The sequence below is a fragment of the Rhodanobacter sp. sgz306013 genome (assembly GCF_057031145.1).
Genome location: NZ_JBXCIJ010000001.1, coordinates 378,868 through 391,187 on the forward strand (window position 1 = coordinate 378,868; position 12,320 = coordinate 391,187).

Here is a 12,320-nt window from a genome sequence, read left to right on the forward strand (position 1 = left end):
CCAGGGAGACCTACCGCGCCAGCTGCGCCTGCACCTCGTTGATCGAGTCGCGGATGCTCTTGGAGAACATCGAATCGAGGTGGTGGATCAGCACCAGCCGTTCGGTGGCGCGGGTCATCGCCACGTAGAGCAGGCGCGCCTCGTCGACCTCGCGCTGGTTCTCGCGCGGCAGCGAGCCCAGTCCCGGCACGATCACGAACGGGAACTCCAGGCCCTTGCAGGAGTGCATGGTGAGCAGCTTCACGCTGTCCTTGACTACGAACAGCGCCTGCTTGCCGTTGTCGTCGGCGAGGCTGGAGGGAATGCCAATGCGTTCCAGCGCATCGTGCAGCTTCTCGCCCTCCCAGCCGGCGCGGTAGATCACCGCCATCTCGCCCCAGAGGCGGCCGTGGTCGTGCTCGTCGCGCAGCTGGGCGATCAGCGCGTCGAGCTGGGCGGCGGCGCTGTCGGTGCGGATCAGCTCCGGCAGCGGGCCGCGCCGGCCGGCGCTTTCGGGGGCGATCAGCGGCACGCCGTCGTCGTCGCTGCCGCGCGCGGCGAGCAGCTCGCCGGCGAAGTTGCGCGCCACCGCGAGGATCTCCAGCGTGTTGCGGTAGTTGAGCTTGAGGATGGTGGTGCGGCCCTGCGCCTGCACGCCCAGGCTCTTCCAGCTCAGCTTGCGGCGGCCGGGCTTGCCATAGATGTTCTGCGCGTCGTCGTACAGCACCAGCAGCGAGTTGGTGGCCGGGTCGATCATCTGCACGATCAGCCGGTACCAGTCCGGCTCGAAGTCGTGGCCTTCGTCGACCAGCACCGCGCCGTACTGGAAGCGCGGGATCCGCCCCTTGTCCACGCCTTCCATCACCCGCTCCACCATCGCCTCGAAGAAGTGCTCGCCCTTGGGCGGCAGCTCCACGTGGTAGCTGGTGAGCATGCGGTGGCACCAGCGGTGGAAGTTGTAGACCTGCACCTTGTCGGCCAGGCCGCGCTCGCCGATCAGCTGCTCCAGCCGCGCCGCCAGCGTCTTGTTGTAGCAGAGCACCAGGATCGGCCGGCTCAGCGACTGCGCCAGCTGCATCGCGCGGAAGCCCAGGATCATGGTCTTGCCCGAACCGGCCACGCCGTGGATGACGCGGTGCTCGTCGCCCAGCGAGCGCGCCAGCTGTTCCTGCTGCGCGTCCATCACCTTCACCAGGTCGGGGATCTCCAGCGCGCGCGCGTCATGGCCGTCGGCGGCGAACAGGCCGAACTGGCCGCTGCCCGGTTCCACGCGGATCTCGGGGAACAGGTGCCAGCGCACGCGGTCGATCTGCGGCAGGGTGAGCGCCACCGGAAACACCTGCGGGAAAATCGCCCACAGGCGTTCCTGGAAGGCTTCGCCGTCCACCGTCTCGTACAGCTCGTCGCGGCAGATCGCCAGGTGCGCCGGGATCACCGCCTCCAGCCCGCCCTCGTCGAACTGCTTGCGGGTGATGTTGGCCAGCACCGCACCCCAGGCCCAGGGCATCACCAGTTTGCCGGCGTGGCGATGGCCTTCGGGGAAGCGCAGCGCCGGATCGCGTTCCAGCACCACGCCGATCTCCAGCGCATAGGCGCGCGCCTGCAGCAGCGGATTGGTCTCCTTCGCCAGGCCGCGCTCGGTGACCAGCGTGAACTGGGTCTTGTCGGCGTGGCGGATGGTGTCGGCCTTCCAGTCCTTTACCTCCAGCACGAGCAGGCCGCGGCGCGGGTGGAACACCACGAAGTCGGGGCGGCGCTGCCTGAGGCCGATCGGTACGTCGTACCAGAGCAGGTAGTCGTCCTCGAGCTTCTGTTCCAGGCGTTCGGACACGCGCTTTTCGCCGCCGGTCATCCGTGGCAGGCAGCTGTTGCGGGTGGGTATGAGCGTGGCCACTGGCGTCCCCTGGTCGGTCCGCCGGAAATTAGCGGAACCCGTGGATATGCGCAAAAGGACTTTGCGCGCGCCGAAAGCCTGTGCTATCACTGGCCTTCCATGACCCACGCCGCCCGCCAGTATTTTTGGTTTTATGGCTATCCGAAGCCGCTGGCGGAGGCATGGGTGCGATCGTCCTGAAGTCCTGAGACCCCATTCCGAAAGCCGCCAGCAGCAGAGGCGGCTTTTTTCATGGCCGCCGCTGGCACCCCATCCGAGGAGAGCCGCCGCCATGCCCCAGTCCGCCACCGACGATCTGCGCATCCGCACGATCACCCCGCTCGCCACGCCCGCCGAGGTCATGGACGAGTGCCCCGCCACGCCCGTCGCGCTCGCCACCGTGGGCCGGGCGCGCGCGGTGATGCACCGCATCCTCGACGGCAGCGACGATCGCCTGGCGGTGGTGATCGGCCCGTGTTCCATCCACGACCCGCGTGCCGCGCTGGAATACGCGCAGCGACTGGCGGCCCAGCGCGAGCGCCTAGGCGGCGAGCTGGAGATCGTGATGCGGGTGTACTTCGAGAAGCCGCGCACCACGGTGGGCTGGAAGGGGCTGATCAACGACCCGGACCTCGACGGCAGCTTCCACATCCGCAAGGGCCTGCGCATGGCCCGCCAGCTGCTTTGCGACATCAACGCGCTGGGCGTGCCGGCGGGCAGTGAATTCCTCGACATCATCTCGCCGCAGTACCTCGCCGACCTGGTCGCCTGGGGCGCGATCGGCGCGCGCACCACCGAGAGCCAGGTGCACCGGGAGCTGGCCTCGGGGCTGTCCTGCCCGGTGGGCTTCAAGAATGGCACCGACGGCAACGTGAAGCTGGCGGTGGACGCGGTGCAGGCGGCCTCGCATCCGCACCATTTCCTCGCGGTGACCAAGCAGGGCCAGGCGGCGATCGCCGCCACCAGCGGCAACCGCGACTGCCACGTGATCCTGCGCGGCGGCAAGCTGCCGAACTACGACGCCGCCAGCGTCGAGGCCGCCTGCGCCGCGATAGCCAAGGCCGGCCTGCCGGCGCGGGTGATGATCGACGCCAGCCACGCCAACAGCGGCAAGAAGCCGGAGAACCAGCCGAAGGTGATCGCCGACATCGCCGCCCAGCTCGAGGCGGGTGAGCGGCGCATCGTGGGCGCGATGGTGGAAAGCCACCTTGTCGCCGGCCGCCAGGACCTGGTGGACGGCCGCCCGCTGACCTACGGCCAGAGCGTCACGGACGGCTGCATCGGCTGGGACGACTCGGTCCGCGTGCTGGAGCGGCTGGCCGCCGCGGTACGTCGGCGCCGCGAGCTGGCGGGGGACGAGATGGCGGCCTGAGGGCGGCGGTATGCTTGGCGGCATCGTCCATGGAGATCGCCAATGCAGCTCGACATCCGGCACAACCGCGGCGCCAGGCGTTTCGAGGTGGAGGTGGAAGGCGTGCACTGCGTGCTCGACTACACGCTCGCCGAGGGCGGCATGGCGATCACCCACACCGCGGTGCCGCCCGCCGTGGGCGGCCGTGGAGTGGCCGGCGAGCTGGTGCGCACGGCGCTGGACTATGCGCGCCTGCAGGGATGGAAGGTGGCGCCTCTGTGCTCTTACGCCGCGGCCTGGATGGATCGCCATCCCGAGTATGCGGAGCTGCGCGCTTGAGCGGCGGCGCGGCGAAGCCCCGGCATTGGCGGCCGCTCCGCACCGTGATGGCGCGGCCGCGGCTCAGCGTGTCGTTCGCGATCTTCGTGGTGACCGGCGCGGTGCTGGTCGCGCTGGACCTGCGCGTGGCAACCGCGATCCTGCTGGGCTTCGACCTGGCGGCGGTGGTCTACCTGCTGGCGCTGGCACGGCTGTTCAACCGCTCCACGCCGGCGCACATGCGCCTGCAGGCGAAGGCGCAGGACACCGGGCGCTGGGGCGTGCTGTGGAGTGCGGTGGTGCTTTCCGCCGTGGTGCTGGTGGCGCTGGGCACCGAACTGCATGCGGCCAAGGGTGGCGGCCTGCCCGCGCTGGGCGTGGGCGCGCTCAGCGTGGTGCTGAGCTGGTTGTTCCTCAACATCATGTTCGCGCTGCACTACGCACACGGCTTCTACGGTGATTTCGGCGAGAAGCACTCCGGGCTGGAGTTCCCCGACACGCCCAAGCCCGATTACTGGGACTTCGCCTATTTCGCCATCGTGATCGGCATGACCTTCCAGGTCTCCGACGTGCAGATCAGCAGCCGCTACCTGCGCCGCGTGGCCTTGCTGCACAGCGTGATCGCGTTCTTCTTCAACGTGTTCATCATCGCGATCACGGTGAACATCGTGGCGGGGATGGGGGGATAACCGGCTGCCGCCAGACAGCCGGTTATCCCGATCCACGGAGGGATCGGACGCCGGCCAATCATGCGAATGATTGGCCGGCGAGTCGGGAAAGTGCAGGAAAGCACTTTTCCGACATCAGGCAAGGCCTCGGCTTGAATGCTTTTGCCTGTCGATCATGCGAAGGAGCGAAGCCGGATCAGCCTCAATCGCGCAGATTGTCGAACTGCAGCGGCAGCTCCACGTCGGCCTTGCGCAGCGCCGCCATCGCGGCCTGCAGGTCGTCGCGCTTCTTGCCAGTGACGCGCAGCTTGTCGCCGTTGATCTGTGCCTCGACCTTGAGCTTGGCGTCTTTCAAAGTGGCCACCAGCTTCTTGGCGACCGGCTGCTCGATGCCCTGTTTCACGGTGATCTTCTGGCGCGCGCCGGCGAGGTTGGTTTCCACCTCGCCGATGTCCAGCGCGCGCGCGTCGATCTTCCGCGAGACCAGCCGGGCACGCAGGATGTCCAGCATCTGCTGCAGCTGGAACTCGCTGGGCGCGCTCTGCGTGATCACGAACTTGTCCAGCTCGAACTTCGCGTCCTGGCCCTTGAAGTCGAAGCGGTTCGCCAGCTCGCGGTTGGCCTGGTCGACTGCATTGGTGAGTTCGTGCTTGTCGACTTCGGAGACTACGTCGAAGGAGGGCATGGCGGCGGCTCGCGGATGGAAAGGCATGGAGTGTACGCGATGCGATAATGCGCGCCTTGTGCAACGCGGGGACGCCGCCTGGTGAAAACGGACGTACTGATCGTCGGCGCGGGTGCCGCGGGCCTGATGTGCGCGATCGCGGCCGGCCGGCGCGGGCGCCGCGTGCTGGTGGTCGACCACGCGAACAAGGTCGGCAAGAAGATCCTGATGTCCGGCGGCGGGCGCTGCAACTTCACCAACCTCGGCGCCGGGCCGGCCAACTACCTCAGCGCGAATCCGCATTTCGCCAAGTCGGCGCTGGCACGCTACACACCGGCGGACTTCATCGCGCTGGTGGAGAAGCACCGCATCGCCTACCACGAGAAGGAACTGGGCCAGCTGTTCTGCGACGACTCGTCCAAGCAGATCGTGCGCCTGCTGCTGGACGAGTGTGCCGCGGCGGGTGCGCGTATCGAGACCAGTTGCAGCGTCGGACGCGTGCGCCGGACCGCCGAGGGTTTCAGCGTGCTCACCGGGCACGGCGAAGTGCACGCCGAATCGCTGGTGGTGGCCTCGGGCGGCTTGTCGATACCCAGCATGGGCGCCACGGGTTTCGGCTACGAACTGGCGCGCCAGTTCGGGCACGCGGTGCTGCCCGTGCGCGCGGCGCTGGTGCCGCTGACCTTGAGCGGCAAGCACCAGGAGCATTACGCCGAGCTCGCCGGCGTAGCGCTGCCGCTGGCCGAGGCAAGAGTGGGCAAGCGTGCGTTCCGCGCGGGCCTGCTGTTCACCCATCGCGGGCTCAGCGGCCCGGCGATCCTGCAGATTTCCTCGTACTGGCAGCCGGGCGGCGACTTGCGGCTCGATCTCGCGCCCGACGCCGGGCTCGGCGATTGGCTGCGGGCGCAGCGCGTTGCGCGCCCGGCCGCCGAGTTGAAGAACGTGCTGGCTGACGCATTGCCCAAGCGCCTCGCGCATCGCCTGTGCGAGTTGTGGTTCCCGAGCCGCCCGATGCGCGAGTACCGCGACGCCGAGCTGCACGAGGTCGGCCGGCAACTGCACGACTGGCCCATCGTCGCCAGCGGCACCGAGGGCTACCGCACTGCCGAGGTGACCCTGGGCGGCGTGGATACCGACGGGCTTTCCTCCAGCACGATGCAGTCGAAGCTGGTCCCCGGCCTGTACTTCATCGGCGAGGTGGTCGACGTCACCGGCTGGCTCGGCGGCTACAACTTCCAGTGGGCCTGGGCCTCGGGGCACGCGGCGGGCGAGGTGGCGTGAGCCCTCCGCCCGCCTGCGGGCGAGGGGCCCGGGAGCGGTGAGGCGGCTGGCGGGGTTGCGTCGCTGTCCCGTGGCCCTCTTCCGCGCTCCGCAACGCCACGGTCATCCATGGTCCGGCGCCGCGCCCGCGGGCGGGAGCAATGCCATCTCAGCGACGGCGCTGCTGCAACCAGCGGTCGAGCTGGCCGGCGAAGGCCTGCTTGTCGCGCGCGTGGAACGGCGCGTGGCCGCCGGTGTCGATGCCGGCGCCGCGCAGCTCGTCCATGAAATTGCGCATCGTCAGGCGCTGCGCGATCGTTTCGGGGGTGTGCAGCTCCCCGCGCGGGTCGAGCGCGAGCGCGCCTTTTTCGATCACCGTCGCGGCCAGCGGGATGTCCTGCGTCACCACCAGGTCGCCGGCGGCCACGCGGCGAGCGATCTCGTGGTCGGCCACGTCGAAGCCGCCGGGCACTTGCATGGCGCGGATGAAGCGGGAGGGCGGCGTGCGCAGGTACTGGTTCGCCACCAGGGTCAGCATCACTTGTTCGCGTTCGGCGGCGCGGAACAGGATCTCCTTGATGGCGACGGGGCAGGCGTCGGCGTCCACCAGGATCTGCGTGCCGGTGCTCACGCCGCGTTCCAGTCCAGCGTGCCGTCGATGATGGTGTGGCTGCGGCCGCCGATCCACACCGTGCCGTCCACGATGCGTGCCACGAGCTGGGCGTCGTGGCCGATCTCGCGGCCCTGGCTCACGGTGTAGCCGCCGGCCAGCGGGCCGCGCGGCTCGGCCTGCGCGATGTAGGCCGCGATCAGGCCGTTGGCCGCGCCGGAGGCGGGGTCCTCGATGATGCCCACGCCTGCGGGGAAGGCGCGCACCACCAGCTGGTAATCCGGATGCGCGCTGCGCGCGAACGCGCACAGGCCCATGCTGTCGCTGGCGTGGGCCAGCGCGCCGATCGCACTGTGGTCGGGCTGCCAGGCGCGCAGCGCCGCTTCTCCCTCTACCTCGGCCAGCCACCAGCGGCGACCGCCATCGACCAGGGCGGGCGGCAGCGCGCCGGTGCGGATGCCGCCCAGCGCGGCGGCGAGCAGCGGGTGCGCGTCGCGGCCGGTGCGCAGCACGCGCTCGCCGGGTGATTTCAGCAGCAACCGGCGGTCCGCCTCCTTGCCATCCGTCCGGACTTCCTCGACGCGAATGGGCAGCACGCCAGCGCCGCACTCCTGCCAGAGCAGGCCGTCCACGGGCTGGACCAGGCCGCATTCCAGCGCGGCGTGCGCACTGCCCACGCTGGGATGGCCGGCGAATGCGATCTCCTTGTGCGGGGTGAAAATGCGCAACCGGTAGCTGGCATCGGTGGCGACGGGCGGCAGCAGGAAGGTGGTTTCGACCAGGTTGGTCCAGCGCGCAAAGCGCTGCATCGCCTCGCCGCTCCAGTGCTCGGCGCCGATCACCACGCCGAGGTGGTTGCCGCCGCCGTGTGTGGCGGCAAAGACGTCCAAATGCAGGTAGCGCAGCGCGGGCATGAAGGCAGGATTCGTGGGAGAGCGCGCATGATAGCCGTGTTGGCGCATCGGGGTGCGGATTCGACAAGCGGCCCCACTGCCGCCAAGATGCCGCCATTTCGCCCCCTGGCACGGAAACCTTCATGCCGATCACCCTCATCATCCTCGCGGTCACCTGCATCGTCTCGTTCATCGCTTTCAGCAACAGCCGGCTGATGAACGACCTGATCCTGTGGCCGCCGGCGATCAGCCGCCACCGCGAATACCACCGGCTGGTGACCTACGGCCTGGTCCATGCGGATTTCGGCCACCTGCTGTTCAACATGATCACGCTGTTCTTCTTCGGCAGGTTCATGGAGGGCTTCTACGCCAGGCAGCTGGGCACGTTCGGCTTCGCGCTGTTCTACCTCGGTGCCCTGGTGGTCTCGATCCTGCCTACCTATCTCAATAACCGCGGCAACCCCAATTACCGCAGCCTCGGCGCCTCCGGTGCGGTATCGGCGGTGCTGTTCGGCTTCGTCCTGCTGGCGCCGTGGTCGCGCATCATCGTGTTCGTGGTGCCGATGCCGGCGATCGTCTACGCCGTGCTGTACACCGCTTACTCGATCTACATGGACCGGCGAGGCCGGGACAACGTCAACCACAGCGCCCACCTGTGGGGCGCCGCCTATGGGGTGGTGTTCACCCTGCTGTTGGATCCGCCCCTGGTGCTTTCGAACTTCCTCGGCCAGCTGCTGCAGCCGCGGTTCTGACCATCAGCGCCGGTTCAAGCGGGCAGGTGCAGGCTGGCGCCATCGTCTCCCGCGGAGGCCGCGTCATGAAACGCTTGCTTGGCGGTTTTGTTCTCGTCGCACTCGCTGCGCTGCTGTCGGGCTGCTACTACGACCCGGGCTACAGCTACGTGCGGGCCTCGCCGTATGCCGGCCCGGCCTATTACGGCAACGGCGTGGTGTATGGCGACGACGGCTACTATGCGGCGCCGGGCTGGTATGGCGGTTGGTACGACGGCTACGGCTGCTGCTATGCGCCGGGCGTGGCGGTCGGCGGCGTGTGGTACGGCGGCGGCAGGGGCTATCGCCACGACCGTGACGGCGACTGGCACCGCGGCGATCGCGGGCACGATCACGGGCGCGGTGGCGACCACGACCACAGGCGGGATCGCCACGACGACGATCACCGCCACTGAGTATCCGGCCGGCTGCTGCGGCATCATGGCGGCATGACCCGGCTGATGGCGAATGCGTACCGTGACCTGTCCAGGCTCATCGTGTTCGCCGCGATGAGCCTGCTGCTGAGTGCCTGCGGCAGCATCCGCTACTACGCGCAGGCGGTGCATGGGCAGGGCGAACTGGTGCTGCGACGGCAACCGGTGCGCAAGCTGCTGCGCGACCCGGCCACCGATCCGAAACTCGCCGCGCGGCTGTCGCTGGCGCTGGCCGCGCGGGAATTCGCCAGCCGCCACCTCGATCTGCCCGACAACCGCAGCTACACCAGCTACGTGGCGCTGCACTGGCCCTACGTGGTGTGGAACGTGTTCGCCACGCGACGCTATTCGGTGGAGGCGATCCGGCACTGCTTCCCCGTCGCCGGTTGCGTGGCCTACCGCGGGTGGTTCAGCGAAGCCGCTGCCGAGGCCGATGCGGCGCGCATGCAACGCCGGGGCGACGATGTCTGGGTGGGCGGCGTGCCGGCGTACTCCACGCTGGGCTGGTTCGCCGACCCCATCCTCTCCAGCATGCTGCGCTGGGACGACGACGAGCTGGCTGGCACGATCTTCCATGAGCTGGCGCACCAGTTGATCTACGCCAAGGGCGACACGGCCTTCAACGAGTCCTTCGCCAGCTTCGTGCAGACCGAGGGCTTGCGCGAATGGCGAGCTTCGCGTCACCTTCCAGCGGATGATGGCCGCGCGCAGGCAATGGCCGACGGTTTCACCAGGCTGGTGCTGGACCTGCGTAATCGCCTGAAGACGCTGTACGCCAGCGGTGTGGACGCCGAGGCGATGGAGGCGGGCAAGCAGCACGAGATCGCCGCGTTTCGTGCGCGTTATGCCGCGTGGCGCGATGCGCGCTGGCCGCACGACCACCGCTACGACGCCTGGGTGGAAAAGCCCATCAACAACGCGCGCCTGTTGCCGTTCGGACTGTACGACCAGTGGACGCCGGCGTTTGCCGCGCTGTTCCGCGAGAGCGGCGGCCAATGGCCAAGGTTCTATCCGCGGGTGCGTCAGCTGGCGCGCGAACCGAAGGCGCAGCGTGATGCGGCATTGAGGAAGTTGCTTCCGCCGTAGAAGCGCACCCTGTGCGCGAAAGCTCTCGGCTTCGATCAAGCACCGGCGCATTCGCGCACAGGGTGCGCGCCTAGGGCTTCACCTTGTGCTTCGCCATGTAACGCAGGTACGCCAGCACTGCGTCGAGGTCGGCATCGGACATTTCCTTCGCCGTCGGGAAGCCTTGCATCTTGGCCTCCGGCCAGCGGTGCAAGGTCTGTGGGTTGCGGACGAAGCCGCGCAGCAGGTCGGCGCGAAGGTATTCGGTGGGGTTCCAGGGGAGGTTGAGGTCCGGCCCCAGCCTGGCGTCGCCGGCGCCATTCATCGTATGGCAGGCGAAACAGGTGCGCTTGAACACCGTGTAGCCGCGCAGTACCTGCGCATTGGCGCGGATCCCCGGCACGATGGCCGGAAAGCGCGCATCCACGCCGGAAATCGCGCGGATCGTGGCCAGCTGGTAGGGCCATTCTTCCGTGGTGACGTGCGCGGCCTGCGGGTCGGTCCACACCAGGTAGAACGGACCGGCGCGCTTGCCGCCGTCGGTCGACGCGGGCCAGGGTCGCGCGGGATCCTCCACCGCCAGCCACGCCTGCGATCCCGTGCGATTGAGGATCACGGCAGCGGGAATCTCGGCGGCGAAACCGTCCTCGGCGACGAACTGCAGGTGCTGGTCCGCGCGCAGGCCGGGCAGCAGCGCGCGCAGCGGAACGGCTTGGTAGCGCATGGTGTGCCGGAATGCCACGTCGTCCGGGATCGTCACCGCGGTGACATCGGCGCGGGCAAGCAGTTGCGCGGTGGTCCAGACTGTCGCGCCGTGGCCGAGGTCGACGCGCAGTTCGGCCGCGTGGGTGAAGGGCGCCAGGCACAGCCAGAGCAGGCAGCACAACAGCGATTTCATGGGGAGCTCCGTCGGGGCGGGCATTGTAGACGAGCACTGCCGCCCCCAGATCTGGCAAGCAGTGCGGTGTGGCTGGCTGGAAACTGAATCGATTCGTGCGGTTTCCTTGAACTTCCGCTGCACCGGCTACACTAAGCATCACGTATCGCCGTGAGGCGACAGGAGACGGGGCAGAACATCGCACCGTCGGGGGGTCGGCCCCTCTCTCCCCTCTTGACGCGCCGACCTGACGGATCCCGGTAGCTACTCCCCTGGCTACCGGGATTTTTTATGCCCGCGATTCGCCGCCGGCATGGATAATCGTCCGCCTGGCGCCGCGTGCGCGCCGTTGCCGCACCGGATGACGGATGATCATCGAATCGCTGCTGGACACCGACCTCTACAAGTTCTCGATGATGCAGGTGGTGCTGCACCACTACCCGGCCGCGCAGGTCGAGTACCGCTTCAAATGCCGCAATCCCGGCATCGACCTGGTGCCGTATATCGACGAGATCCGTGGCGAGCTGGAGGCCCTGTGCCAGCTGCGCTTCAGCGCACAGGAGCTGGACTACCTGCGCGCGATGCGTTTCATCAAAAGCGACTTCGTGGATTTCCTGGGGCTGTTCCAGCTCAACGCGAAGTACGTGACGATTGCGCCGGCGGAGGCGGGCAACGGCGAGATCGAGATCCGCATCAAGGGACCATGGCTGCACACCATCCTGTTCGAGGTGCCGCTGCTGGCCATCGTCAACGAGGTGTACTTCCGCAACACCGAGCCCGGCCACGACCTCGCCGAGGGCCGCCGCCGGCTGCAGGCGAAGATCGCACTGCTGCACGGCACGCCCGGCTACGAGCACTGCCGCATCGCCGACTACGGCACGCGCCGGCGTTTTTCGCGGGTCTGGCACGGGGAGGTGCTGGTGGCCCTGCGCGACGGCCTGGGCACCCAGCTCGCCGGCACCAGCAATGTCTGGTTCGCATGGAAGCTGGGGCTCACCCCGCTTGGCACGCTGGCGCACGAATACCTGCAGGCGCACCAGGCGCTGGGGCCGCGCCTGCGCGACTCGCAGGTGGCGGCGCTGGAGGCCTGGGCGAAGGAGTATCGCGGCGACCTCGGTATCGCGCTGTCCGACGTCTACGGCCTGGACGCCTTCCTGCGCGACTTCGACATGTATTTCTGCAAGCTGTTCGACGGCGCACGCCACGATTCCGGCGACCCGTTCGACTGGGGCGAGCGCATGCTGGCGCACTACCGCGCCAACCGCGTCGACCCGCGCAGCAAGGTGCTGGTGTTCAGCGACGGCCTGGACATCCCCAAGGTGATGCAGCTCTACGAGCACTTCCGCGGCCGCTGCCTGCTCGCCTTCGGCGTGGGCACCAACCTCAGCAACGACACCGGACCGGAGCCGCTCAACATCGTGATCAAGATGGTCCGCTGCAACGGCCAGGCCGTGGCCAAGCTCAGCGACTCGCCCGGCAAGAACATGTGCGAGGACGAGGCCTACGTGACCTATCTGCGGCAGGTATTCGGGATACCTGCCACGCAGGGCTGAGGCTC

General features: G+C 68.4%; 13 protein-coding genes. 8 read left to right on the forward strand and 5 right to left on the reverse strand.

The genetic code is table 11. From position 1 onward, the window contains the following. Window positions 1-10: 10 nt before the first annotated feature. The gene (locus AC2EWF_RS01775) at window positions 11-1,873 is read right to left on the reverse strand and encodes a 3'-5' exonuclease (protein ID WP_483637640.1); all 1,863 of its coding nucleotides are present in this window, start codon (window positions 1,871-1,873) and stop codon (window positions 11-13) included. Between the two features lie 271 nt (window positions 1,874-2,144). On the opposite strand from AC2EWF_RS01775, the gene AC2EWF_RS01780 reads away from it, so the two are divergent. From AC2EWF_RS01780 to AC2EWF_RS01790, 3 genes are read left to right on the forward strand one after another with little or no spacing between them, the layout of a single operon-like run. After that, window positions 2,145-3,224, forward strand: a complete 1,080-nt coding sequence (locus AC2EWF_RS01780; RefSeq protein WP_483637641.1) for a 3-deoxy-7-phosphoheptulonate synthase — start codon at window positions 2,145-2,147, stop codon at window positions 3,222-3,224. Between the two features lie 42 nt (window positions 3,225-3,266). Next, window positions 3,267-3,542 (forward strand): GNAT family N-acetyltransferase, encoded by a 276-nt coding sequence (locus AC2EWF_RS01785; RefSeq protein WP_483637642.1) that lies wholly within the window; start codon window positions 3,267-3,269, stop codon window positions 3,540-3,542. 47 nt (window positions 3,543-3,589) lie between these two features. Next, on the forward strand, window positions 3,590-4,210 hold the full coding sequence (locus tag AC2EWF_RS01790; protein WP_483638242.1) for a DUF1345 domain-containing protein: 621 nt from the start codon (window positions 3,590-3,592) through the stop codon (window positions 4,208-4,210). Window positions 4,211-4,391: 181 nt separating this feature from the next. Here AC2EWF_RS01790 and AC2EWF_RS01795 read toward each other — a convergent pair whose 3' ends face one another. Further along, window positions 4,392-4,874 (reverse strand): YajQ family cyclic di-GMP-binding protein, encoded by a 483-nt coding sequence (locus tag AC2EWF_RS01795; RefSeq protein WP_483637643.1) that lies wholly within the window; start codon window positions 4,872-4,874, stop codon window positions 4,392-4,394. Window positions 4,875-4,955: 81 nt separating this feature from the next. Between AC2EWF_RS01795 and AC2EWF_RS01800 the strand changes: the two genes are divergently transcribed. Further along, window positions 4,956-6,134: a BaiN/RdsA family NAD(P)/FAD-dependent oxidoreductase gene (locus tag AC2EWF_RS01800; protein ID WP_483637644.1), complete on the forward strand. Its 1,179-nt coding sequence runs from the start codon at window positions 4,956-4,958 to the stop codon at window positions 6,132-6,134. Between the two features lie 148 nt (window positions 6,135-6,282). Here AC2EWF_RS01800 and AC2EWF_RS01805 read toward each other — a convergent pair whose 3' ends face one another. Continuing rightward, window positions 6,283-6,744, reverse strand: a complete 462-nt coding sequence (locus tag AC2EWF_RS01805) for a YaiI/YqxD family protein (protein WP_483637645.1) — start codon at window positions 6,742-6,744, stop codon at window positions 6,283-6,285. Beyond that, the gene (locus AC2EWF_RS01810) at window positions 6,741-7,637 is read right to left on the reverse strand and encodes a PhzF family phenazine biosynthesis protein (RefSeq protein ID WP_483637646.1); all 897 of its coding nucleotides are present in this window, start codon (window positions 7,635-7,637) and stop codon (window positions 6,741-6,743) included. The genes AC2EWF_RS01805 and AC2EWF_RS01810 overlap by 4 nt, the downstream gene beginning before the upstream one ends. 122 nt (window positions 7,638-7,759) lie before the next feature. Between AC2EWF_RS01810 and AC2EWF_RS01815 the strand changes: the two genes are divergently transcribed. The 3 genes from AC2EWF_RS01815 (at window position 7,760) to AC2EWF_RS01825 (ending at window position 9,906) form a co-directional block, all read left to right on the forward strand. Next, window positions 7,760-8,368 (forward strand): rhomboid family intramembrane serine protease, encoded by a 609-nt coding sequence (locus AC2EWF_RS01815; RefSeq protein ID WP_483637647.1) that lies wholly within the window; start codon window positions 7,760-7,762, stop codon window positions 8,366-8,368. Between the two features lie 65 nt (window positions 8,369-8,433). Then, window positions 8,434-8,802: a hypothetical protein gene (locus tag AC2EWF_RS01820; protein WP_483637648.1), complete on the forward strand. Its 369-nt coding sequence runs from the start codon at window positions 8,434-8,436 to the stop codon at window positions 8,800-8,802. 33 nt (window positions 8,803-8,835) lie between these two features. Next, window positions 8,836-9,906, forward strand: coding sequence for an aminopeptidase (locus AC2EWF_RS01825; protein WP_483637649.1), 1,071 nt, complete (start codon window positions 8,836-8,838; stop codon window positions 9,904-9,906). Window positions 9,907-9,976: 70 nt separating this feature from the next. Here AC2EWF_RS01825 and AC2EWF_RS01830 read toward each other — a convergent pair whose 3' ends face one another. Further along, window positions 9,977-10,783: a cytochrome c gene (locus AC2EWF_RS01830; RefSeq protein WP_483637650.1), complete on the reverse strand. Its 807-nt coding sequence runs from the start codon at window positions 10,781-10,783 to the stop codon at window positions 9,977-9,979. 347 nt (window positions 10,784-11,130) lie between these two features. On the opposite strand from AC2EWF_RS01830, the gene pncB reads away from it, so the two are divergent. Then, a complete protein-coding gene (gene pncB, locus AC2EWF_RS01835; protein WP_483637651.1) occupies window positions 11,131-12,315 on the forward strand; it encodes a nicotinate phosphoribosyltransferase in 1,185 nt (394 codons plus the stop codon). Window positions 12,316-12,320: the final 5 nt, after the last annotated feature.

Coding starts and splice junctions, on each gene's coding strand:
- AC2EWF_RS01780 (WP_483637641.1), top strand. CDS start 2,145: ATGCCCCAGTCCGCCACCGACGATCTGCGCATCCGCACGATCACCCCG.
- AC2EWF_RS01830 (WP_483637650.1), bottom strand. CDS start 10,783: ATGAAATCGCTGTTGTGCTGCCTGCTCTGGCTGTGCCTGGCGCCCTTC.
- AC2EWF_RS01785 (WP_483637642.1), top strand. CDS start 3,267: ATGCAGCTCGACATCCGGCACAACCGCGGCGCCAGGCGTTTCGAGGTG.
- AC2EWF_RS01810 (WP_483637646.1), bottom strand. CDS start 7,637: ATGCCCGCGCTGCGCTACCTGCATTTGGACGTCTTTGCCGCCACACAC.
- AC2EWF_RS01815 (WP_483637647.1), top strand. CDS start 7,760: ATGCCGATCACCCTCATCATCCTCGCGGTCACCTGCATCGTCTCGTTC.
- AC2EWF_RS01820 (WP_483637648.1), top strand. CDS start 8,434: ATGAAACGCTTGCTTGGCGGTTTTGTTCTCGTCGCACTCGCTGCGCTG.
- AC2EWF_RS01790 (WP_483638242.1), top strand. CDS start 3,590: ATGGCGCGGCCGCGGCTCAGCGTGTCGTTCGCGATCTTCGTGGTGACC.
- pncB (WP_483637651.1), top strand. CDS start 11,131: ATGATCATCGAATCGCTGCTGGACACCGACCTCTACAAGTTCTCGATG.
- AC2EWF_RS01795 (WP_483637643.1), bottom strand. CDS start 4,874: ATGCCCTCCTTCGACGTAGTCTCCGAAGTCGACAAGCACGAACTCACC.
- AC2EWF_RS01825 (WP_483637649.1), top strand. CDS start 8,836: ATGACCCGGCTGATGGCGAATGCGTACCGTGACCTGTCCAGGCTCATC.